Here is a 20,440-nt window from a genome sequence, read left to right as displayed (position 1 = left end):
TTACATTAAGAAGCGGCCTTTTTCTTTAAAGATCATATATTTCCGAGAACTTCTTTTCGAGATAGTTCAACATTGGTTCGGGCCCTGGCTCCATGCCACTGGCGAGAGCAATAGTCTCCTGCGGAGAGCGTAACCCACCGTGTTGCTGCAATCTCTCACGCAACCAGCCAGTCGCAGCTGAGGTATTACCGTCGCGCAGCTGCGCATCCAGATCGGGCACATCATTGCGCAGGGCCTCGTGCAAACAACCCGCATAGACATTGCCCAAAGCGTAGGTTGGGAAATATCCAAAAAGACCTACGGACCAGTGTACATCCTGAAGAACGCCATTGCTTGGCTTATCAACCGTATATCCGAAATCGGCCGCAAATCGATCGTTCCAAGCCGCTTCCAGATCCGCAACCGCTAGGTCACCACTCATCAGTGCGCGCTCCAGATCAAACCGCAGCATGACGTGTAAGTTATACTGGATTTCATCCGCTTCGGTGCGGATATAGCCTTTGTTGACGCGGTTGACTGTGGCGTAGAAGTCTTCCTCTGAGGAGATATCAAACTCGTCAAAGCAGTCGCGCATCAAATCAAAAAGCCAACCGGTGAATGCACGGGATCGGCCCAGCTGATTTTCGTAAATGCGGCTCTGGCTTTCATGCACGCCCATCGACACGCCACGCCCCAGAGGGGTCAGAAGGTAAGCGTTATCAATGCCTTGCTCATAGCAGGCGTGACCAACTTCATGGATCGTCGAATAGAAGCAGTTGAATGGATCATCCGTGCTCACACGTGTCGTGATACGCACATCCAGACCGGAGCCAGAACTAAACGGATGCACCGCTTTGTCGATACGACCGCTGTTGAAATCATAGTCGAAGGCCTGCGCGAGCTTATTAGATACCGCTAATTGCTTGGCTTCCGGGAAATACCCCATCAAGGCCCGCGGTGCTTTTGCGTCTAACACCTTTGCGCGCAGATCCACGAGGCGTGGGCGCATTGCGTCAAAGATCTCAGCCAGACGTTCAGCCGTCATTTCCGGTTCGTAATCATCCAGCATCGCATCATAGACGTCACCGCCCTGAGCCAGTGCCTGACCTTCTTCACGCTTCAGACGCACGACCTCTTCCAGAGCTGGCAAGAATGCAGCGACATCTTCTGCCGCACGCGCTTTGGCCCATGTGCCCTGTGACATACTGGTGACGCGCGCGATCTCAGCAGCGAGGTCAGCGGGAATTTTAGAGGTACGATCGTAAGAACGGCGGATTTCGCGCACTTGCGCCGCGCCAACGGCGTCCAACGCATCTACGTCAACCGTGTCCAGCCATTCTGCGATCTTTGGATCAATGCGGCGCGCATGGAGCACTTTCTCCATCGCAGCCATTTCATCGCCGCGCTGGGGAGCCGCGGCTGCCGGCATCATGGTTTCCTGATCCCAACCAAGGCGGCCTGCCACTTGGGCCAATGCCTCGGTATCCTTTTGAAACGCCATCAAATCATTGAAAGCTTTCATATAATCCTAACCTCCCTTAATCCCAGTCGAGATCGGGTAATGGCTGAGGAAACGGGCCCGCAGGATCAACACCCAAACGGCAACTGCTGTCAACTGGTGCAAAATCGCAAGCTGCCAAGGAGCGATATACAAAACTGTCATAATTCCGAGTACCGCTTGAATTGTCATAGCAGCCATGACGAGATTGAATGCGAAGCGGGTTTTGTCATGCGCTGAACTGCGTGCGCGGCGCCAGACAACAATGGTAAACGCGAAAAGTAGATAGGCCCAGATGCGGTGCATGAATTGCACGGTACCTGCGTTTTCAAAGAAGTTTGACCACAGAGGCACAAGTTCAAACATGCCTTCAGGCAGGATGCGCCCACCCATCAGCGGCCAATCGGTGTAGCTGCGGCCCGCGTCGATGCCTGCCACAAGCGCACCGAGTAGAATTTGAATGCCGCTTGCATGCAAAAGCCCAGTGGAGAGTGAGAACAGTTTTGCTTCTTTGCCGCGGCGGGCTTGCAGCAGATCACGCTCTTGACGTCCAAGAAGGAATATATACCAGGCAATGAAGCCCAAGATGACAAAGGCCAGTCCGAGGTGCGTGGCAAGCCTATAGGAAGCCACATCGAGCATGGTGCCTTCCAGACCTGACGAGACCATCCACCAGCCAATGGCGCCCTGAAGGCCACCCAATGCACCGATCAGGAACAGGCGCCCGGTCCAGCCAGTTGGGATATTTCGGGTCACTGCGAAGCCAAGGAAACCGACAGCCCAGACAAGGCCAATCACACGACCCAGTTGGCGATGACCCCACTCCCACCAGTATATGGTTTTGAACTCAGCAAGGCTCATGCCTTTGTTTTGCAACTGATATTCTGGTATCTGCTTGTATTTTTCAAACTCTTCTAACCAAGCAGCTTCGCTGGTAGGTGGCACAGCACCAGTCACGGGCTTCCATTCGGTGATCGACAATCCGCTGTCTGTCAAACGGGTCAGACCACCGACGACGATCATCACAACAACCAGCGCAAAGAGCGCCATCAACCAGGCGCGAATGCCTCGCCGCGCGCCTTTCGGAGCAGCGTCGATTGCGCCCTTAGCGGGCGTTGCCGGTGTTTCTTTTTCAGAGACGTCTTCGAAAATGCTACGCTTTTGGCTCATTCTTCTGTCCTTGCGGTTTGATCGGAGACTAGGGCCGCGCCCCCTGCTCTTCAAGCGGGTCGGATTGATATTTGTGTCGCTGCGGCGCTTGGTCCGCTTAGTCTTTACGGCGCAACAGTTGGCGCAACATGCCGTGCAACATCTGTGCGTCCGCACGCGTCAGAGGTAGGCGTGACCACATATTACGCAGGTTCACCTTCATGCCTTCAGCTTTGGGTTCTGGAAAGAAGAAGCCAGCCTCATCCAGACGCTCTTCATAATGACGTGCCAATGCTTCAACTTCCGCCTGATTGGCCCACTCGGTTTTAGCAAGTTCCATACGTTCAGGCGCTACATCAACTGTGCCACGCATCCATTCGTAAGCTGTCAATAAAACGCATTGCGCAAGATTGAGCGACGCGTACTCAGGATTGACCGGCACATTGATGATCGCATTGGCGTGCGCGATATCTTCATTCTCAAGCCCAGCCCGTTCTGGGCCGAAAAGAACAGCGACCTTCTCACCGGCGGCAATCTTTTCGCGTGCCACCTGCATGGCGTGCTCAGGTGTCATCACTGGCTTGGTCAGATCTCGTGCCCGCGCGGTTGTCGCAAAAACATATGTGCAATCGCCAATGCTTTCGGCAACAGAGTTGCAAATCTGTGCCTCATCCAGCAGTCGCCCTGCCCCAGATGACATTGCCACTGCCTTTTGGTTTGGCCAGCCGTCCCGCGGATTCACGATCCGCATGCGATCCAATCCAAAGTTCCACATCGCGCGTGCGGCACCACCGATGTTTTCGCCCATCTGCGGGCGCACCAGCACAATAGCTGGCTGTGGATTTGGACTTGGCATGGCTCTCTCCGACTGAATTCAGCGGCTCATACCCAGAGCATGCTTGCAAAACAAGTCATCTCGCAGTTTACTTGCAATAAGCAAGTGATTTAAGGAGGTCATCATGGCCTATGACGAAGGACATTTGGCATTATTGCGCGATGATCTGGTGGATGAACCGGGAATCGTTGAAAAGAAGATGTTTGGCGGCATTTGCTTCATGCTGAACGGCAATATGCTTTGTGGCGTGCACAAGGGTGGCGGCATGTTTCGCGTTGGGAAAGAGCTGGAAGCGGATGCGCTCGCCATCAATGGCGCCAGCGAGATGGCGTTCACCAAACGGCCAATGCCGGGATTTATTGACGCCGATGAAGATCTCTTTGAAGATGACGCTCGACGCCAGCAAATCCTTGCGCTGGCAAAGGCTTACGTGGGCGCAATGCCATCTAAATGACGCTTGGTGATGGCCAACGCGCATTTTCCACGCTATAGCAGCGCAAAAGACGTTCCGGGAAATGCACTATGTCTGACATCGAGCAACCACAGATTTATCTGATCACACCGCCAGAGTTCGAACTCAGCACCTTTCCAACAGAACTTGCAAAGGTGCTGGATGAGGTCGAGGTGGCCTGCGTGCGCGTTGCAATGGCAACCCGTGATGAGGACCGTCTGAGCCGCGCGGCGGACGCGGTGCGTGAGGTTTGCTACCCACGTGACATCGCCCTGGTGATTTCAGAACATGTTCTGCTTGCGGAACGTCTGGGCCTTGACGGTGTGCATCTGGTGGATGGCTCTCGGTCTGTGAGGAAAGTGCGCAAGGACCTCGGAGATGACGCGATTGTTGGCACTTTCTGCGGTGCATCTCGCCACGACGGCATGACAGCGGGTGAGATGGGGGCAGACTATGTCTGTTTCGGTCCAGTTGCAGAAACGCCCCTGGGTGACGGCACCATCGCAGAGCATGAGCTCTTTGACTGGTGGTCTCAGATGATTGAAGTGCCCGTGGTGGCAGAAGGTGCGCTGCACGAAGACACTATCCGCAAACTCGCGCCTGTGACGGACTTCTTCGGCATCGGCGAAGAAATCTGGCGGGATGAAGACCCGCTTGCGCGCATGAAGCAATTCATGGCAGCGATGAAATAGGCATAGGGTGGGGATTTACCCCACCGATGCATGGTTTTGTGGTGGGGTAAAACCCCATCCTACAAAAACACCCGTTCTACAACCCAATAGGCTCCAACCAGAGCAATCACAGCGGATGCTGGGTTCGCGATATAGGCTTTGTACCAAGACTTTGAGCCGAACCAGAGGCCTACAGCCAAAAAGGCCATCGCAATCACTGCCAGCTGCCCCAGCTCAACACCTATGTTGAATCCCAAAAGGGCCGGAATGAACTGGCCGCTCGGCAACCCAAAGTCGCCAAGCACCGACGCAAAGCCAAGCCCGTGCAGCAAGCCGAAGGCAAAAACCACAACTGGCCGCCATTTGCTCAGCCCATTGCTCAGGATGTTCTCGACACCGACGTAGACAATAGAGGCAGCAATAATTGGCTCCACGATGCTGCCCGGCACATTCACAATGCCCAATGCCCCCAACGCAAGCGTCACCGTGTGTGCTGCGGTAAAAGCAGTGACCTGCCAAAGCAGTGCGCCCATCCGCAATGAGAGGAAAAACAGCCCCAGAACAAAGAGGATGTGGTCAAGTCCCTTGGGCAAGATATGATCAAAGCCCACAGGAATGTAACTGACAAAACTCTGCCAAGCAGTCAGCGCGGCACCGCCTTTAATACTGATCGGTGGCGTTGTTTCTCCACCGCTCAGAACACCCGTATAGGGCTCGTCAACGCCCTGTTGGCGGATCACAACAATCCCGTACCCCTGCCCCCAGGAAAAGATCAACGACTGAGCAGTTGCAGGAATTTCCGCGGTTAGCTGCACTGCGCTCACTCGTGCAAATTCAGGCAGCGCAACCGCAGGTGTCTCGATGGAAACAAAACTCGGCAATATCTCTGCGTCACCCGTCGAGATCAAAAGCCCGCTGGCAAATTCATCAAAGCTACCTTCAAAAAGCGCCTCGATCTCGTCTCCAACCCTTGCTTGCAGATCATCATAATCCTGCGCTTTCTCAGCTTCATTCGTGTCACTCAATCCATCAAGATCCAGCCCCGACATGAAGGCCTCGGCGTTCATTCGTAAATCCAGCGTCATAACGCCGTCTTCAACAACATAGTCTATGATGGTCGGATTGAGCTCATGGGCTTGAGAAGAGGTTGAGAAAATACTCACTGAAATGATTGACAAAAACAGCCATTGCATCAGCTTATGGGCCAAGCCCTTGGAAATTGAAATCATGCGCCTCGTTACGTCCTTAGTTCTTGCGGTTATGGCCGCCACGCCAAGTCTTAGCCATGAGTTCTGGATCGAGCCAGTGAATTTTCAAGTTGAACCCGGTGAGGCGCTGGTGGCCAACTTCCGAAATGGGCAAGAATTCAAAGGTGGTGCGCTCAGTTGGTTTGACCGCCGCGTCCAGCGCTCTGAATTGCGCATCGCGGAAACTGTGACAGCCATCAAGGGGCGATCAGGTGACAATCCCGCGCTCTCGTTGGACATAGAAACCGCGGGGCTGCTGCGGATCGTGCACCAGACAACAATGTCGACAATTACTTACAGAGAACCTGAGAAATTTCAGGACTTCGTCAACCACAAAGACCTCGACACATCTGCTCTGCTCGATCCGGCCTATCCCATATCAGAAGGCTACAGCCGCTTCGCGAAGTCCTTGGTTGCAGTGGGGTATGGCGAAGGTTCTGATGATCGCGCGGGGTTGGAAATTGAATTCGTAGCATTGAAAAACCCTTATACGGATGATTTGAGTGACGGCTTGCCCTTGCAGCTGTTCTACAAAGACAAGCCTCGCGCTGACGCGCAGGTTGAGATGTTTGATCGAAACCCGTCCGGCGAGGTTGTGATTTCACTTCTGCGAGCAGATGCAAAAGGTGTGGTCACGATTCCCGTTACGAGAGGCCACAGCTATCTGATCGACTCCGTCGTTTTACGGCGACCAGATGCGGCACTTACCAAAGAGCGTAAATTGGATTGGGAAAGCCTCTGGGCGGCACTCACATTTGCGGTGCCCGAATAGGTCATCCCCCTTGCCTCTTGTGCGCTTTGACGCCAAAAGCGATCTATGACCAAATCACATGATATTCTCTGCATCGGCTCTGTTTTATGGGATGTAATCGGCCGCGCGCCGGTGCATATGCGTCAGGGATCGGATGTGGCTGGACGGATCACCCGCCTGCCCGGCGGCGTCGCCATGAACATCGCCATGACCTTTGCCCGTTTCGGTTTAAAACCATCGCTTCTGACAGCGATTGGCCGCGATACCCAAGGCGACGACCTGATTGAGGCCTGCGAAGATCTGGGCCTGGAAACCACCCATGTTTACCGTTCAGAAGATCTGCCAACCGACCGCTATATGGCTGTCGAAGGCGCAAATGGGTTGATTGCCGCCATCGCCGATGCGCATTCATTGGAAGCTGCTGGCAGCAAAATCCTGCGCGCGCTGAATGATGGCACCTTGGGCAGTGAAGAGACGCCATACGAAGGCTATATCGCGCTTGATGGCAACCTGACCCAAAGCCTGCTTGAGAAGATCGCGGTAAGCTCCGCCTTTGCGAAGGCTGATCTGCGGGTTGCTCCTGCCTCTCCGGGCAAAGCTGAACGCCTGCTGCCTTTCCTGGTTCACCAGCGCGCGACGCTTTACGTAAATCTCGAAGAAGCAGGTCTGTTGTGTCAGAAAGAATTCACCTCGTCTGAAGAGGCCGCTGCTGGCCTCTTGGAACGCGGCGCTCTGCGCGCGCTTGTAACCGATGGCGGCAAGAGCGCTAGTGACGCGACACCAGACGGGATTATCACGCAAGTTCCTCCGTCCGTCATGGTCACCCGTGTAACCGGCGCAGGCGATACCTTCATGGCGGCGCATATCGCTGCAGAAAACGAAGGTGCTGACCGCGACGAAGCCCTCAATCGCGCGATCCGCGCCGCTGCCATTTACGTATCCGGAGGCAACCCGAAATGAGCCTATTTGTCATGTCGCCTGAAGTGGCCAAAGCCAAAGACGCAGGCACTCCGATTGTCGCGCTGGAAAGCACGATCATCACCCATGGCATGCCCTACCCGCAAAACGTCGAAGTGGCGCGCAAAGTCGAAGCGACGGTGCGCGAGCACGGCGCAACACCAGCCACCATCGCAGTGATGGATGGCGTGCTGCACATCGGTCTGGATGATGCGCAATTGGAAGCGCTTGCAACGGCGAAAGATGTCATGAAAGTCTCCCGCGCTGACATGCCAGTTTGCATTGCAGCCGGTCGCACAGGCGCAACAACTGTTGCCGCAACCATGATCGGTGCGCATCTGGCGGGCATCAAGGTGTTTGCAACCGGTGGCATTGGCGGTGTGCACAAAGGTGCTGAACTCAGTTTTGACGTCTCTGCCGACCTGACGGAACTAGCCGCCACCCCTGTCAGCGTTGTAGCCGCAGGTGCAAAGGCTATTCTCGACCTGCCTAAAACCCTTGAAGTTCTCGAAACCCAAGGCGTGCCTGTGATTGCTTATGGTCAAGACAGCTTCCCGGCATTCTGGTCTCAGCAATCTGACCTCGCAGCGCCACTGCGCTTGGATACAGCGAAAGAAATCGCAGCCAGCCACGCAATGCGCAGACGTATGGGCCTGCCCGGGGGGCAGTTGATTGCAAACCCAATCCCATCAGAGGCTGAGATCGCAGCAGATGTTCTGGCCCCGATTATTGCGCAGGCCACTCAAGAAGCAGACGAACAAGGCGTAAGCGGCAAAGGCGTCACACCTTTCTTGCTTGCACGTATTTTTGAGCTGACTGAAGGCCGGTCATTAGAGGCCAATATTGCGCTTGTTTTGAACAATGCGCGTCTCGCTTCGCAAATTGCGGTCGAACTTTGCGCATTGGAGGGTTAACGCCCTCTATTTCTCACGTTATTGAAGCGGTAGGCTGGACGTCTTATCTAGCCAGAAACACATGAGCACACGATGACAACACCCTTTGACGAGCCCCCGCATCTGGCAAAGCCGGGTTTTCTATCCCGGTTACGGTCGTCTTTCCTGACCGGTCTCGTGGTGATTGCGCCTGTGGCGTTCACCATTTGGCTGATCTGGACATTCATTGGTTGGGTGGATGGCTTTGTGCTGCCATTTGTTCCGGAATTCTACCAGCCGGATAATCTTGTGCGTTATGTGATTGGCGACGAACGCTATAACGCTTGGATTGGTGAAGACGTCAAAATCAATATCCGAGGTGTTGGTGTTGTATTCTTCCTGATCTTCACAGCCTTTATCGGTTGGGTCGCGAAGGGTCTCATGGGGCGCTCTATGATCCGCTACGCCGAAACGCTGGTGGATCGCATGCCCGTCGTGCGTTCGATCTATTCCGGCGTGAAGCAGATCGCTGAAACCGTCTTTGCGCAGTCAGAGCGCAGCTTTGAGAAAGCCTGCCTTGTGCAATACCCGCGCAAGGGCATCTGGGCGGTTGGCTTTATCTCGACCACCGCCAAGGGCGAGGTCAATGAGCGTGCAGCGCATGATGATCAGCTGTTGTCTGTCTTTGTACCGACAACACCAAACCCGACATCAGGTTTCCTGCTGTTTTTTCCAGAAAGCGATGTCATCGAACTCGACATGTCTGTCGAAGATGCCGCAAAACTGGTGATTTCTGCAGGTCTTGTCTATCCAAATCAAAAAGATCCAAGCCAACCGACGCTTGATCTGGGAGACGACACTCCAAAGGCGGCGGAATAGTCAGCCATACATCGCTGTCAGATCAACCGAGCTTTCCTTGCCAATCTTGGCCTTGTGATCTTTTAAAAACGCCTTTGCCGCCGCTTCACCGGCCGCTTTTAGTCGCGCAAGGATCGCGGGTACGGGCACCATTTTTGTCGCGACTGAAAGCTCATTCATCAGATCATCATCAGCAACCATGTGGATTTTCACATCCTTCATGTCGCCCTTCTTAACTGCACCTTCTTTTATCAGACGCTTGGCAAAAGAAATCGCGCGCAGCTCGCTCATGAGAGATGAGTTAAAACTGATCTCATTTATACGCGATTGAATTTGCTGAGGCGTGACAGGCGTTGCACCACGCTCGATCGGGTTGATGTTCACAATCAGAACGTCATCAGGCAATTCTGGTGCAAAGAATGGCCATAAGGCTGGGTTGCCAGTATAGCCCCCGTCCCAAAAGGCATCCTTTCGCCCGGTCTGTGGATCATCGATTTCCACGGCCTGAAACAGCGTCGGCAGGCAGGCCGAAGCCAGAAGCACATCGGTGTTGATTTCATTGCAGGAAAAAACCCTTGCTTTGCCGGTCCGCACATTGGTCGCACAGACAAAGAGCTTCAGCGGGTGATCAGAGCAAATCTTCTCGTAATTAAAAGCTTCGGCGATAGGTTTCAGCGGATGGCTGTAAAAAGGGCCGTAGGCATAGGGTGAAACCATGCGGCTCGCCATATCAGCCATCATAAAGGGCAAGGAATACTCCAGCGTTTTGGCCACGGCGCCTGCGCCCCAGCTGCCCATCCATTGGGTCATAGCGGGCCCGCTTATGGCCCCCATCTTGCCCCAGAGCCAATCCAGATTTTCGCGCGCAGCTTCAGCCCCACCTGAAAGGTAACCGGCTTTGAGAGCCGCTCCGTTCAGCGCCCCGGCAGAGGTGCCAGAAATCGCTGCAATCTCGACATCAGGCTCCTGCAGCAATACATCCAGTACACCCCAGGTAAACGCGCCATGTGCGCCGCCGCCTTGCAAAGCCAAGTTAATCCGAACCACGGCCTATACCCTTCTTTTTGGCGAAAATACCTCGGGGAGTTTGAGGGGCAGCGCCCCTCATCACAGTCGCTTAAAGCGCAGTCCAGCCACCATCAACACTGATCGTTGTGCCTGTGATCTGAGCCGCTGCATCAGAACAGAGGAAAACCGTTGTGCCACCCAGCTGTTCGACGGTCGCAAATTCCTTGGAAGGCTGGCGCGTCAGCATGACATTCTTCACCACCTCCTCGCGGGACATATTGTATTCCTTCATCGTGTCAGGAATTTGCGCTTCAACCAGTGGTGTCAGCACATAACCCGGACAGATGGCGTTGCAGGTGATCGGTTCTTCGGCAGTTTCAAGGGCCACGGTTTTTGACATGCCAACAACACCATGTTTTGCAGCAATATAGGCGGCCTTATAAGGCGATGCGGTGAGACCATGGGCCGAAGCGATGTTAACAATCCGTCCCCAGCCACGTTCACGCATCACAGGTAGCGCAGCCGCCATGGTGTGAAAGGCCGAATTCATATTGATCGCAATGATTGCGTCCCATTTGTCGACCGGAAACTGATCAATCGGGGCCACATGCTGAATACCCGCGTTATTCACAAGAATATCGCAGCCGCCCGCCTTCTCAATCAGAGCGCGACATTCATCGCCTTTTGACATGTCCGCTTTCACGTACTGCGCAGAGACTCCAAACTCTTCAGCAATGCCCGCCGCCAGAGCGTGATCTTCATCGCGGTCGGTAAAAGAGTTCAGAACCACATTCGCGCCGGCCTTTGCCAACTCGCGCGCAATCCCCAAACCGATTCCTGAATTTGAACCAGTGATGATTGCTGTCTTGCCCTGCACTGCCATGTCCTGTCCCCTGACGCTTTTCAAATTAACTTTGCGGTCGCAACATAGCATGCTGCATTCGCAAAATAAGGGGAAATCACGCCGCAGGTATTCCTACGGACAAAAGACTGCAGTTTCGTTTAACCAAAAAAAACGCCCGCGCGAAGCGGGCGTAAAGTTATTGAGGCAGGTTTCATACAGGCAAGAAACCTATCGAGCAGTGACATCTTTATAAGCAATCTCATGCCAAGAGTCCAAGCTAAAAGTTTGATATGGCAGGAATCCCTCGCTACGTTATAGCCAAAGAAACAAAGGCATTGAGGGATTGTTCGGCAGATGGCATCAGATCGTTTCCGCAGATTTATTCAAAAAAGCGCCGCTTTGGCTCTTATTTTCATGGGCACATCGGCTTTCGCGGAACCCAAACATGGCATCGCTATGTATGGCGACCCGGTTCTGCCACCAGATTTTGTATCATTGCCCTATGCGAACCCCGATGCGCCAAAGGGCGGACGAATCGTTACCGGCAACAACGGTGGATTTGATTCGCTTAACCCCTTCGTGCGTAAGGGCAAAGTGCCATGGCAGCTGCGCTTCTTCGCTTATGAAAGCCTGATGGGCCGTAACCGCGACGAGCCTTTCGCGCTTTATGGCCTTCTGGCAGAGACAATCGAGACCGGACCGAATCGCGAATGGGTTGAGTTCACTTTGAGACCTGAGGCGAAATTCTGGGATGGCAGCCCTGTGACGGTCGAAGATGTGATCTGGTCCTATGAGACGCTGGGCACCGTAGGTCACCCGCGCTATCACGGGTTTTGGAAGAAAATCGACACCATCGAACAGACCGCTGAGCGCTCTGTCCGCATGACCTTCGCTGTGGAAGACCGCGAGCTTGCGCTGATTGCGGGCCTACGTCCGATCCTGAAGAAATCCCAATGGGATGGCATGGACATCAATGACAGTACGCTTGAGCAAGTGCCGATGGGCACCTCGCCCTATATGGTCAGCGACTTTGAAGCGAACCGCTACGTTGTTCTTAGCCGGAACCCAGATTACTGGGGCAAAGATCTCGCTTTTCGCCGGGGCACCCATAACTTTGATGAACTTCGGATTGAGTTCTTTGGTGACTCAGGCGTTTTGACCGAGGCTTTCAAAGCTGGTGAAATCAGCTTCCTGCGCGAATTCAATGCCGAGAAATGGGCAACTAACTATGACTTTCCGCGCGCTCAGTCTGGTGACGTTGTCAAAAGCGAATTCCTGCACCAAAAGCCGTCTGGCATGACCGGTCTGGTGATGAACACACGCCGTGCGCCTCTGGATGACATCCGGGTGCGCGAGGCACTTTTGCAGGCTTTCAACTTTGAATTTATTAATGACACCATCACCGGTGGTCGCCAGCCACGCATCACCTCCTACTTCAGCAACTCAGTGCTGGGCATGGAGCATGATACCGCCAAAGGGCGCGTGGCAGAATTTCTAAGCGATCACGCTGGCGCTCTTCCCGAAGGCGCGCTTGAAGGTTATAGCCTGCCGGTCTCTGATGGCACCGCACGCAACCGCGCAAATATCCGCAAAGCAGCAGATCTTCTGACTGACGCGGGCTTCTCCATTGACGAGGGCGTTCTGAAGAACGAAGCCGGTGAACCGCTGGTTCTCAACATCACCCTGCGCCAAGGAGATACCGAAACCCAGTCAGTGGTCGATATCTATAAAGAGTCGCTCGATCGTCTGGGCATCGGCCTCAAAATCGAGGTCCTGGATGGGCCTCAATATACCGAACGCACAAACAGCTATGACTTCGATCTGGCATGGTTCCGTCGCAGCCTCTCTCTGAGCCCGGGTAACGAGCAGTTCCTTTACTGGGGCAGCGAAGCCGCGGATCAGGAAGGCGCACGCAACTGGATGGGTGTGAAATCACCAGCGATTGACGGTTTGATCACCGCAATGTTGACTTCCGAAAGCCAGGAGGACTTCGTGGCAGCCACCAAAGCGCTGGACCGGACCCTGATGGCTGGACGCTATGTGATCCCTTTCTGGAACTATGCAGTCGGCCGCATTGCCCATGTGAAAGAAATGCGCTACCCGGATAAAACGCCGATCTACGGCGAAGGCTTTTGGATGACACCAGAAACTTGGTGGTATGAGGAATAAGATGAAGGCAATCGCACTGACATTTGTTTTCTGTGCCGCTCTGGCGGCTTGTGCAACCGTTGAAGGCGTCGGAGAAGATATCTCTGGTGGCGCGCGTCGAGTATCGAGCTGGTTCTAAGCGAGATGGTCCAAACCAAAGAATTTGAGGCGCTTCGGCGCCTCTTTTCATCTCTGATGTCAAGATCGAGGCGTAAGCCTTAGCCAGATCCCATCTTTGCTGCGCACTGTCAGATGCGCAACGGGCACCGGCTCCCTACCCTTTACAGCTTCAATCTTGAAATCGCGCAGGATCATGGAAAGGATCAGCGGCCCTTCAACCATGGCAAAGCCAGCACCGGTACAGACGCGTGGCCCTGCCGAAAACGGCATATAAGCTTCGCGCATGCATTGCTTACCGTTTTCGCTTTGCCAGCGTGTCGGGTCAAAACCATCCGGGTTGTCCCATAGGCGCTCATGGCGATGCAGATGCCAGGGCGAAAGGACAATCTGGCTGCCCTTGGCCACATTCCGATCACGAAACTCGACTGGGCATTTGCTTTCTCGCACCATCATTGGCACAGGCGGGTAAAGACGCAGGCTTTCGCGGAAGACATCCCTGCTGAGCTTGAGCCTGCTCATTACTGAGAAATCTGGCCCTTCAAGCGCCTTGGCTTCCTCCGCCAGTTTCTCCTGCCAATCCGGATAAAGCGCCATCAGATAAAGCGTCCAGGCCAAAGCTGACGCACTGGTTTCATGACCCGCCAGAAAGAAGATCGCAACCTGATCAACCATTTCCTCTGCCGTGAAACGCTCTCCGGTTTCCGGGTCTGTGGTTGTCATGATCTTCGTTGCCAGATCATCCGGAGCGGTGCCCGCCTCAATCGCCGCCATGCGTTCCTTCGTCAGCTGGCTGATTAAGGCTCGGATCGATGCCGCGGTATCTTTGGTTTTGCGACTGAAAAACCGCGGCATCCAACGCGGCAGCGGCACCAGAGCTGCGATATTCAAGATGGGCTGGCTTCGTTGATAGCTCCGAAACTCTGAGAAGACCTGACTTGCAAGTTCATGTTCGATCGGGATCGAGAAGAGCGTGCGAAAGATCACATCCGCCGCCGCGTGGCTGGTTTCTTCTTCGATTTCTATGTCGCGCCCTGTTTGGCTTTTCAGGCGTTCGACCGCAGCCTCCGCCGCTGACCACATCGCCGGAAAAGTATCGCGCAGCCGCCCGCCTTCAAAAGCTGGATCAATGATGCGCCGCTGCTTCTTCCAGACCTCTCCGTTGGTGAGGAAAACCGAGTTTCCAAGCAGAGGTTTAAGCCCTTCTGAGACCCGCTCCGACTTCGGAAACTCATCTGGACGATCCTTTAAAACCGTCTTCACCAGATTGGGCTGGTTTACCAGATAGGACCGAAAGAAAGGCGTGCGAAACTCGGCCATCCATGCCCGGTAAAGCCGCGCCGGCTGAGCCGAAAGAATGTCTTGTTTGAAAAGCTTCGCATATTGCATCAACGAAACCTTAGGCGGCCTTGATGGCGGTTTTGGCGGCTTCACCATCATTGCGTCACCGAAGTGAATTTATTGACCGGCGCTTCAATCCGGGAGGCTGATGGGTGACGCCCTTCAAATCTCTGCCCTAAGGTCACTGGACCAGCCGTGATCTTGAAGTAGTCGTAGTCACCAGGATTGTCGAAAGCACAGAGATATTGGAAATGCAGTCTGAAAAACTTCCACCGCAATTCCGCCCAACGCTCTGGGCTGAGGGTCTGCGTGAAAGCCGCTGACAGCACCAATGGCCAAAGTTTACCCTCGTCAGGTGCGACGCCAGTCACAGACACCGGATCACAGAGCGCAAAGGCGCAGCCATCTCCAGGCGCTGTTACATCCACCCAAGTCAGTTCTTCTTTTTGGCACAAATACCTTAAATCCGCTCTCAACCGACGCGCTTCGGGCAAGAAGGACACCATGGGCACCACCTGCCCAAGTGAAAGAAAGCTTAATACGGGGCCGCCTGGTTTAACCTTCCCTGCCCGGATCAGATCGGAAATGACAGAGACCGCCAGATGCGCTCCAGAGCTATGGCCGACCACCAGAACCTCATCCGCATCCCCCTCAAGCACCTCCGCAATGCGCGCAGCGAATTCCGACATCCGCTCTTCGAGTTCGGGGGGATTAGATCCGCGCGTGGAGGCTGAATAGGAATAATCATGCATCAGGTAATAGGCGAGGATCTTATTATCTTGCTTTTTGAACCAATGCAGCATCGGTGGTACGACGCCCAAGCCAAGCAGCCCCACCCACGCGGGTAGCCACAGGGAAATCAGCCAACCAATGCCCGCTGCAACCAACAGCGCGAGCAGCAGCTGAACCACCAGAAAGACAACGGGATAAAGCGCGGCAACGACGGGCCCTTTGCGCAGGCGCATCAAGCGCCAAAGCGCGCCGGAGCCGATATAACGCCAGGCCGTGATAACCATCTGCTGATAGGTCGCCCAAACGCCCAGATCCATGCTGTCCTGCACGATATCTGACCAAACGAGGACCTCGACGTCGGCAACGGTTTCCCCGCCTTCAATCGAGCCTTCGACACGCCAACCATAGGCACCTTTGGTCTGTTTGGGTTTCAGCGCAACTTCATAGCCTGAAATATCGCCCTGCGCCGCGCCCTCCTTGCGGTAAAGCTCGCGATACCGACGCGGATGAATCGGATCATAGCCGGGGATATAAAACACCCGGCGCGTTTTGACGGTTTGTGGCATCTGCTCGGCCAATCTGATCTCCGCGTGTCTTACTGCACGTCAGTTGAGATCAGAGTAACGCCTTAACCCAGAACCGCCAAGGCCGGGAATGTCTCTAGAAGCCAATAAGAAAAGGCTGAGAAGCCACCAGTCAGCATCAGAAGGCCAATGGTCCACAACAAAAGGCCCATGATGCGCTCGATACGCTCCATATGACGTTTCATCCAAGCCATGACACCTGTGAGGCGCGGCAAGAAGGCGGCGACCAGCAGGAAGGGTATTCCCAGACCCGCGGCATAGACGGCCAGCAACAGCGTACCGCGTGTGACAGAGGCCTCTGTGGCGGCCATCGACAGGATCGCACCTAATTGCGGCCCAATGCAGGGCGTCCAGCCAAAGGCAAAGGCAAGACCAAGGATGTAAGCCCCAAAAGAGCTGCCACCGCGATCACCTACGTCGATACGCGCCTCTCGATCCAAGAAACCAATGCGATAAACGCCAACAAAATGCGCTCCAAAGAACATGACCAACGCACCGGCGATATAGTTAAACCACTGTTGATACTCTAAAAACAGCGTTCCTATGGCCGAAGCGGTAAATCCAAGGAATAAGAACACCGTCGACAGGCCCAGCACAAAGAAGAGCGCTGGCATGACCGCTTTGTTCTGTGCCTTGCCTTCTGAGAGATCGGTGACAGACACGCCACTCATGTAGGCCAAATAGGGTGGCACAATTGGCAACACACAGGGGCTGAGGAAAGAGATAAACCCTGCCACCAGCGCAACAATCATGGCCGGCAGTAGCGCGGCGTCGATGATATCTATTCCAAACATAGGACTCACACAGGCCATCGCGCGAGCCACGTCACGAGGCATATGGGCACACGGGCTATCACAAGCCTGTGGACTTGCTGAAACATCAGCGCTAATGGGCACGTTATGACGGATACTCCAGAAATAGATGCTTTGGGGCTACTTTGCCCCTTGCCCGTTTTGAAGCTGCGCAAACGCATGATGCCGTTGTCGTCAGGTGATCAGATTGTGTTGATCGCCGATGATCCGGCCTCCATCGTCGATGTGCCGCATTTCTGTAATGAACAGGGCCATGCTTTGATCAAAAGCCATGAAGAAAACGGCGCGATCTACTTCACCGTTCAAAAAGGCTGACCCTTATTCACCTTTGCAAAATACTCAGGGGTGAGGCCGCAGGCCGAGGGGCGTAACCCCTAAGGATTTAACTACACGGAATAAAAAACGCCGGATCAAAGATCCGGCGCATTCTTTATTTCATTGACCACCAGCCACGGCGTTTTGGCTTTGGTGGTTCATCTGCCTTAGGGTCTTCAACCTTGGCCTCTTCCACTTTCACCTCTTCGACCTGCGGCTCTGGTTCTTTTTCAAGAACTTGAACGTCGCCCGCATCTTCGATTGGTGCCGCCGCTTCAACCGGAGCTTCTGCTGGTGCTTCTGGAGCTGGTTCAGCCTCGGCTTTCACAGGCTCTTCTGCTGGCACCTCCTCGGCAGGTGCTTCCACAGCTTTCTCTTCTTCAGCTTTTTTCGATTTGCTGGAGCGACGACGACGACGCTTTGGCTTTTCTTCCTTGGCCTCGTCTTTTTCTGCGTCCTTCGCTTCTTCCGCAGCATCATCCTTAGATGCTTCCGTGTCCGGAGCTTCGGCCTCATCGGTTTTGGCTGCTTCAGACTCGGCACTGTCTGCAGACTCAGAGTTTTCCTGATCGCTGTTCTCTTGAGACGCCTCATCACCCGCTTGGTCGCCACGACCTTTGCGACGACGGCGACGACGACGGCGTTTCTTCGGCTTTTGTTCTTCGTCCTCAGCCGCTGGGGTCTCTTCAACCACTTCCGCGTCTTCAATATCGCTGTCGATCTGATCCATCAGGCTCGTATCAACAGACACAACCGGCGCGGATGGTTCCGGTACGATGCGAGTTGCAGTTTTGAACTTCTCGATGGAGAAATCAGGTGAAATCAAATGTACATCTGCTTCAACACGCACGGACAGGCCATAGCGCGCTTCGATCTGAGCGATATGTTCGCGCTTCTGATTCATCAGATAGTTCGCGATTGCCACTGGTGCTTTGACCAGAACCTCACGAGAGCGACGGCGCGTGCCTTCTTCCTCGATCTGACGCAGGATGTTCAGCGCGAGGTTGTCATCGGAACGAATAAGTCCTGTACCGTGACAATGTGGACATGGCTGAGTGGTCGCTTCGATCATGCCCGGACGCAGACGCTGGCGGGACATCTCGAGCAAGCCAAATCCAGAGATACGACCCACTTGGATGCGCGCACGGTCGGTTTTCAACTTATCTTTCAGACGCTTCTCAACCGCGGTGTTGTTCTTGCGCTCGTCCATATCGATGAAGTCGATGACGATCAGACCGGCGAGGTCACGCAAACGCAGTTGGCGTGCAACTTCTTCTGCCGCTTCCAGGTTGGTCTTCAGCGCAGTCTCTTCGATGGAGCCCTCTTTGGTCGCACGACCAGAGTTCACATCGACTGCCACCAGTGCTTCGGTCACACCGATCACGATGTAGCCGCCAGATTTCAGCTGCACTGTCGGGTTGAACATACCACCGAGGTAGCTTTCCACCTGATAGCGCGCGAACAAAGGCAGCGCGTCCTGATAGTTTTTCACGTTCTTGGCGTGGGACGGCATGATCATTTTCATGAAGTCCTTGGCGATGCGATAGCCGCGTTCGCCTTCCACCAGAACCTCGTCGATCTCACGTGAATAGAGGTCGCGGATCGAGCGTTTGATCAGGTCGCCTTCCTCATAGATCTTCGCAGGCGCGGAAGACTTCAGAGTCAGCTCGCGGATCTGTTCCCACAGACGCTGAAGATATTCATAGTCACGCTTGATCTCGGTCTTGGTGCGTTTCGCGCCAGCCGTCCGAATGATCAGACCCGCGCCCGTTGGCACGTCGATCTCGTTTGCGATCTCTTTAAGCTTCTTGCGGTCGGTCACATTGGTGATCTTGCGAGAGATGCCGCCACCGCGCGCGGTGTTTGGCATCAGAACGCAGTAACGACCTGCAAGGCTGAGGTAGGTTGTCAGAGCAGCGCCCTTGTTGCCGCGCTCTTCTTTAACGACCTGTACCAGTAGGATCTGGCGAACCTTGATGACTTCCTGAATTTTGTAACGACGTGGACGCGGCTTGCGTGGCGGACGGATATCTTCGCTATCATCGTCATCCGCTACGGATTCAATCGATGTGTCCTTTTCACTCGCCTTGGATTTACGACGGGATTTGCGGGACTTTTCGTCTTCCTCTTCCTCGTCATTGTTATCTTCAGAGGCGGCCTCTTCAGAAGCGTCGTCAGATTTGTTTTGTTCAGCGCTCTCTTCGGTATTCTCTTCCGACGCTTCTTCTGTCGCTGTTTGCGCTGTCTCAGTTTCCGCAGGCGCTTCTTCTGTGACGTCTTCAGGCGCAGCTTCAGTCACAGCCTCTTCTTCAGCCGGTGCTTCAGCTGTTTCTTCGGTCGCTTCCGCTTCGGCTTCTTCGGCAGGTGCTGCGTCTTTTACGGTCTCTTCACCAGTCTCAGGATCCTGAGTGGCAACCGCATCTTTTTCATCACCATCAGATTTCGCAGCCATGGTCTTGCCTGGCTTGTCGTCTTCCTCAGATGGGGCTTTCTCAGAAGCATCGTCGCTAGTTTCAGCGAATTCTGTTTCCACGGCTGGTTCCTCAACGGAGGATTCTTCAGCTTGTGCTTCAGCAGCTGGTTCCTCAGCTGCCTCGACAGGTGCTTCTGCTACAACTTCAGTCTCTGGTTTTGCAGTTTCTGCATCATCAACGATGGCAACGCTGTCTTCCCCGGTCGCGCCTTCTTCCAGATCGATGGTTTCCATACCTTCGATCTGATCATTCGCTGGCGCCGCCTCAGCCTTTTTGCTGCGAGACTTAGAGCGTGAGCGACGGGCGCGCTTTGGCTTTGGCTTTTCGTCTTCTTCATCCCGTGCCTTCATCGCTTCCGCGTAGGCACGTTCCTCTTCCATCAGAGCTTCGCGGTCTGCGACCGGAATCTGATAATAGTCAGGATGGATTTCAGAGAAAGCCAAAAACCCATGACGATTTCCGCCATAGTCCACAAACGCCGCCTGCAAGGACGGCTCGACCCGTGTAACTTTTGCTAGATAGATATTGCCAGCGAGCTGGCGTTTGTTTTCGGATTCAAAGTCGAATTCCTCAACCTTGTTTCCGTCAACCACCACAACGCGAGTTTCCTCGGCGTGGGTGGCATCGATGAGCATTTTCTTAGCCATGTTTTCCGTTTGCACCCGCGCGAAAGCCTTACGCGCCGGGGTGTCAATCCGGGCGGTTCATTGCTCTGCGTGGGGTGTCTAGTCGTGGCGATGGGTGTCGCGCGGCCGAGGGGGCCGCGGGCGGCCTCTGCTCGGTCTATCAATGTCAGC

At 54.4% G+C, this 20,440-nt stretch carries 19 protein-coding genes; 9 read left to right on the top strand and 10 right to left on the bottom strand.

Going from position 1 to position 20,440, the window contains the following annotated elements:
* Nucleotides 1-25: 25 nt before the first annotated feature.
* From M0D42_RS05280 to M0D42_RS05270, 3 genes are all read right to left on the bottom strand, one after another.
* Nucleotides 26-1,501: a carboxypeptidase M32 gene (locus M0D42_RS05280; RefSeq protein WP_265020554.1), complete on the bottom strand. Its 1,476-nt coding sequence runs from the start codon at nucleotides 1,499-1,501 to the stop codon at nucleotides 26-28.
* A 6-nt stretch (nucleotides 1,502-1,507) separates the two neighbouring features.
* A complete protein-coding gene (gene ctaA, locus M0D42_RS05275) occupies nucleotides 1,508-2,647 on the bottom strand; it encodes a heme A synthase (RefSeq protein ID WP_265020553.1) in 1,140 nt (379 codons plus the stop codon).
* Between the two features lie 97 nt (nucleotides 2,648-2,744).
* Entirely contained in the window at nucleotides 2,745-3,482 is a 738-nt protein-coding gene (locus M0D42_RS05270) for an RNA methyltransferase (protein WP_265020552.1), read from the bottom strand.
* A gap of 103 nt (nucleotides 3,483-3,585) precedes the next feature.
* On the opposite strand from M0D42_RS05270, the gene M0D42_RS05265 reads away from it, so the two are divergent.
* Nucleotides 3,586-3,915: a TfoX/Sxy family protein gene (locus M0D42_RS05265; protein ID WP_265020551.1), complete on the top strand. Its 330-nt coding sequence runs from the start codon at nucleotides 3,586-3,588 to the stop codon at nucleotides 3,913-3,915.
* Between the two features lie 68 nt (nucleotides 3,916-3,983).
* Nucleotides 3,984-4,604: a thiamine phosphate synthase gene (locus M0D42_RS05260; RefSeq protein ID WP_265020550.1), complete on the top strand. Its 621-nt coding sequence runs from the start codon at nucleotides 3,984-3,986 to the stop codon at nucleotides 4,602-4,604.
* Nucleotides 4,605-4,663: 59 nt separating this feature from the next.
* Here the strand turns inward: M0D42_RS05260 and M0D42_RS05255 are convergent, their stop codons facing one another.
* Complete coding sequence (locus tag M0D42_RS05255) at nucleotides 4,664-5,812, bottom strand: HupE/UreJ family protein (RefSeq protein WP_265020549.1); 1,149 nt, start codon at nucleotides 5,810-5,812, stop codon at nucleotides 4,664-4,666.
* On the opposite strand from M0D42_RS05255, the gene M0D42_RS05250 reads away from it, so the two are divergent.
* The 4 genes from M0D42_RS05250 (at nucleotide 5,811) to M0D42_RS05235 (ending at nucleotide 9,289) form a co-directional block, all read left to right on the top strand.
* The gene (locus M0D42_RS05250; protein WP_265020548.1) at nucleotides 5,811-6,602 is read left to right on the top strand and encodes a DUF4198 domain-containing protein; all 792 of its coding nucleotides are present in this window, start codon (nucleotides 5,811-5,813) and stop codon (nucleotides 6,600-6,602) included. The genes M0D42_RS05255 and M0D42_RS05250 overlap by 2 nt on opposite strands.
* A gap of 45 nt (nucleotides 6,603-6,647) precedes the next feature.
* Complete coding sequence (locus M0D42_RS05245; RefSeq protein ID WP_265020547.1) at nucleotides 6,648-7,541, top strand: PfkB family carbohydrate kinase; 894 nt, start codon at nucleotides 6,648-6,650, stop codon at nucleotides 7,539-7,541.
* The gene (locus M0D42_RS05240) at nucleotides 7,538-8,452 is read left to right on the top strand and encodes a pseudouridine-5'-phosphate glycosidase (protein ID WP_265020546.1); all 915 of its coding nucleotides are present in this window, start codon (nucleotides 7,538-7,540) and stop codon (nucleotides 8,450-8,452) included. Before M0D42_RS05245 ends, M0D42_RS05240 begins: the two co-directional genes overlap by 4 nt.
* Before the next feature lie 72 nt (nucleotides 8,453-8,524).
* On the top strand, nucleotides 8,525-9,289 hold the full coding sequence (locus M0D42_RS05235) for a DUF502 domain-containing protein (RefSeq protein WP_265020545.1): 765 nt from the start codon (nucleotides 8,525-8,527) through the stop codon (nucleotides 9,287-9,289).
* Here M0D42_RS05235 and M0D42_RS05230 read toward each other — a convergent pair whose 3' ends face one another.
* Together M0D42_RS05230 and M0D42_RS05225 are read right to left on the bottom strand one after the other, a co-directional pair.
* Nucleotides 9,290-10,315, bottom strand: coding sequence for a patatin-like phospholipase family protein (locus tag M0D42_RS05230; protein ID WP_265020544.1), 1,026 nt, complete (start codon nucleotides 10,313-10,315; stop codon nucleotides 9,290-9,292).
* Between the two features lie 70 nt (nucleotides 10,316-10,385).
* Nucleotides 10,386-11,159, bottom strand: coding sequence for a 3-hydroxybutyrate dehydrogenase (locus tag M0D42_RS05225; RefSeq protein WP_265020543.1), 774 nt, complete (start codon nucleotides 11,157-11,159; stop codon nucleotides 10,386-10,388).
* Between the two features lie 315 nt (nucleotides 11,160-11,474).
* On the opposite strand from M0D42_RS05225, the gene M0D42_RS05220 reads away from it, so the two are divergent.
* Both M0D42_RS05220 and M0D42_RS05215 read left to right on the top strand, forming a co-directional pair.
* The gene (locus tag M0D42_RS05220; protein ID WP_265020542.1) at nucleotides 11,475-13,289 is read left to right on the top strand and encodes an extracellular solute-binding protein; all 1,815 of its coding nucleotides are present in this window, start codon (nucleotides 11,475-11,477) and stop codon (nucleotides 13,287-13,289) included.
* A gap of 1 nt (nucleotide 13,290) precedes the next feature.
* The gene (locus M0D42_RS05215) at nucleotides 13,291-13,407 is read left to right on the top strand and encodes an entericidin EcnA/B family protein (protein ID WP_265020541.1); all 117 of its coding nucleotides are present in this window, start codon (nucleotides 13,291-13,293) and stop codon (nucleotides 13,405-13,407) included.
* A 59-nt stretch (nucleotides 13,408-13,466) separates the two neighbouring features.
* Here the strand turns inward: M0D42_RS05215 and M0D42_RS05210 are convergent, their stop codons facing one another.
* The 3 genes from M0D42_RS05210 to M0D42_RS05200 form a co-directional block, all read right to left on the bottom strand.
* Nucleotides 13,467-14,822, bottom strand: a complete 1,356-nt coding sequence (locus M0D42_RS05210; RefSeq protein ID WP_265021106.1) for a cytochrome P450 — start codon at nucleotides 14,820-14,822, stop codon at nucleotides 13,467-13,469.
* Nucleotides 14,822-16,024 carry a hypothetical protein gene (locus tag M0D42_RS05205; protein WP_265021105.1) on the bottom strand — a complete coding sequence of 401 codons (1,203 nt, stop codon included), beginning with the start codon at nucleotides 16,022-16,024 and terminating at the stop codon, nucleotides 14,822-14,824. The genes M0D42_RS05210 and M0D42_RS05205 overlap by 1 nt, the downstream gene beginning before the upstream one ends.
* 62 nt (nucleotides 16,025-16,086) lie before the next feature.
* Nucleotides 16,087-16,836 carry a cytochrome c biogenesis CcdA family protein gene (locus M0D42_RS05200; protein WP_265020540.1) on the bottom strand — a complete coding sequence of 250 codons (750 nt, stop codon included), beginning with the start codon at nucleotides 16,834-16,836 and terminating at the stop codon, nucleotides 16,087-16,089.
* 105 nt (nucleotides 16,837-16,941) lie between these two features.
* On the opposite strand from M0D42_RS05200, the gene M0D42_RS05195 reads away from it, so the two are divergent.
* Nucleotides 16,942-17,169 carry a sulfurtransferase TusA family protein gene (locus M0D42_RS05195; RefSeq protein WP_265020539.1) on the top strand — a complete coding sequence of 76 codons (228 nt, stop codon included), beginning with the start codon at nucleotides 16,942-16,944 and terminating at the stop codon, nucleotides 17,167-17,169.
* A 115-nt stretch (nucleotides 17,170-17,284) separates the two neighbouring features.
* Here the strand turns inward: M0D42_RS05195 and M0D42_RS05190 are convergent, their stop codons facing one another.
* Nucleotides 17,285-20,290: a ribonuclease E/G gene (locus M0D42_RS05190; RefSeq protein ID WP_265020538.1), complete on the bottom strand. Its 3,006-nt coding sequence runs from the start codon at nucleotides 20,288-20,290 to the stop codon at nucleotides 17,285-17,287.
* Between the last annotated feature and the right edge of the window lie 150 nt (nucleotides 20,291-20,440).

It is taken from the genome of Cognatishimia activa, from assembly GCF_026016445.1.
GTDB classification, from domain to species: domain Bacteria; phylum Pseudomonadota; class Alphaproteobacteria; order Rhodobacterales; family Rhodobacteraceae; genus Cognatishimia; species Cognatishimia activa_B.
The sequence above is the reverse complement of the archived record's forward strand: the minus strand, read 5'-3'. Positions and strand labels throughout refer to the sequence as shown.

What these genes read in the sequence shown, in the direction of transcription:
- M0D42_RS05255 (WP_265020549.1), bottom strand. Translation starts at nt 5,812, where the DNA reads ATGATTTCAATTTCCAAGGGCTTGGCCCATAAGCTGATGCAATGGCTG.
- M0D42_RS05205 (WP_265021105.1), bottom strand. Translation starts at nt 16,024, where the DNA reads ATGCCACAAACCGTCAAAACGCGCCGGGTGTTTTATATCCCCGGCTAT.
- ctaA (WP_265020553.1), bottom strand. Translation starts at nt 2,647, where the DNA reads ATGAGCCAAAAGCGTAGCATTTTCGAAGACGTCTCTGAAAAAGAAACA.
- M0D42_RS05195 (WP_265020539.1), top strand. Translation starts at nt 16,942, where the DNA reads ATGACGGATACTCCAGAAATAGATGCTTTGGGGCTACTTTGCCCCTTG.
- M0D42_RS05245 (WP_265020547.1), top strand. Translation starts at nt 6,648, where the DNA reads ATGACCAAATCACATGATATTCTCTGCATCGGCTCTGTTTTATGGGAT.
- M0D42_RS05265 (WP_265020551.1), top strand. Translation starts at nt 3,586, where the DNA reads ATGGCCTATGACGAAGGACATTTGGCATTATTGCGCGATGATCTGGTG.
- M0D42_RS05190 (WP_265020538.1), bottom strand. Translation starts at nt 20,290, where the DNA reads ATGGCTAAGAAAATGCTCATCGATGCCACCCACGCCGAGGAAACTCGC.
- M0D42_RS05210 (WP_265021106.1), bottom strand. Translation starts at nt 14,822, where the DNA reads ATGGTGAAGCCGCCAAAACCGCCATCAAGGCCGCCTAAGGTTTCGTTG.
- M0D42_RS05260 (WP_265020550.1), top strand. Translation starts at nt 3,984, where the DNA reads ATGTCTGACATCGAGCAACCACAGATTTATCTGATCACACCGCCAGAG.
- M0D42_RS05220 (WP_265020542.1), top strand. Translation starts at nt 11,475, where the DNA reads ATGGCATCAGATCGTTTCCGCAGATTTATTCAAAAAAGCGCCGCTTTG.
- M0D42_RS05250 (WP_265020548.1), top strand. Translation starts at nt 5,811, where the DNA reads ATGCGCCTCGTTACGTCCTTAGTTCTTGCGGTTATGGCCGCCACGCCA.
- M0D42_RS05235 (WP_265020545.1), top strand. Translation starts at nt 8,525, where the DNA reads ATGACAACACCCTTTGACGAGCCCCCGCATCTGGCAAAGCCGGGTTTT.
- M0D42_RS05200 (WP_265020540.1), bottom strand. Translation starts at nt 16,836, where the DNA reads ATGTTTGGAATAGATATCATCGACGCCGCGCTACTGCCGGCCATGATT.
- M0D42_RS05225 (WP_265020543.1), bottom strand. Translation starts at nt 11,159, where the DNA reads ATGGCAGTGCAGGGCAAGACAGCAATCATCACTGGTTCAAATTCAGGA.
- M0D42_RS05270 (WP_265020552.1), bottom strand. Translation starts at nt 3,482, where the DNA reads ATGCCAAGTCCAAATCCACAGCCAGCTATTGTGCTGGTGCGCCCGCAG.
- M0D42_RS05280 (WP_265020554.1), bottom strand. Translation starts at nt 1,501, where the DNA reads ATGAAAGCTTTCAATGATTTGATGGCGTTTCAAAAGGATACCGAGGCA.
- M0D42_RS05215 (WP_265020541.1), top strand. Translation starts at nt 13,291, where the DNA reads ATGAAGGCAATCGCACTGACATTTGTTTTCTGTGCCGCTCTGGCGGCT.
- M0D42_RS05240 (WP_265020546.1), top strand. Translation starts at nt 7,538, where the DNA reads ATGAGCCTATTTGTCATGTCGCCTGAAGTGGCCAAAGCCAAAGACGCA.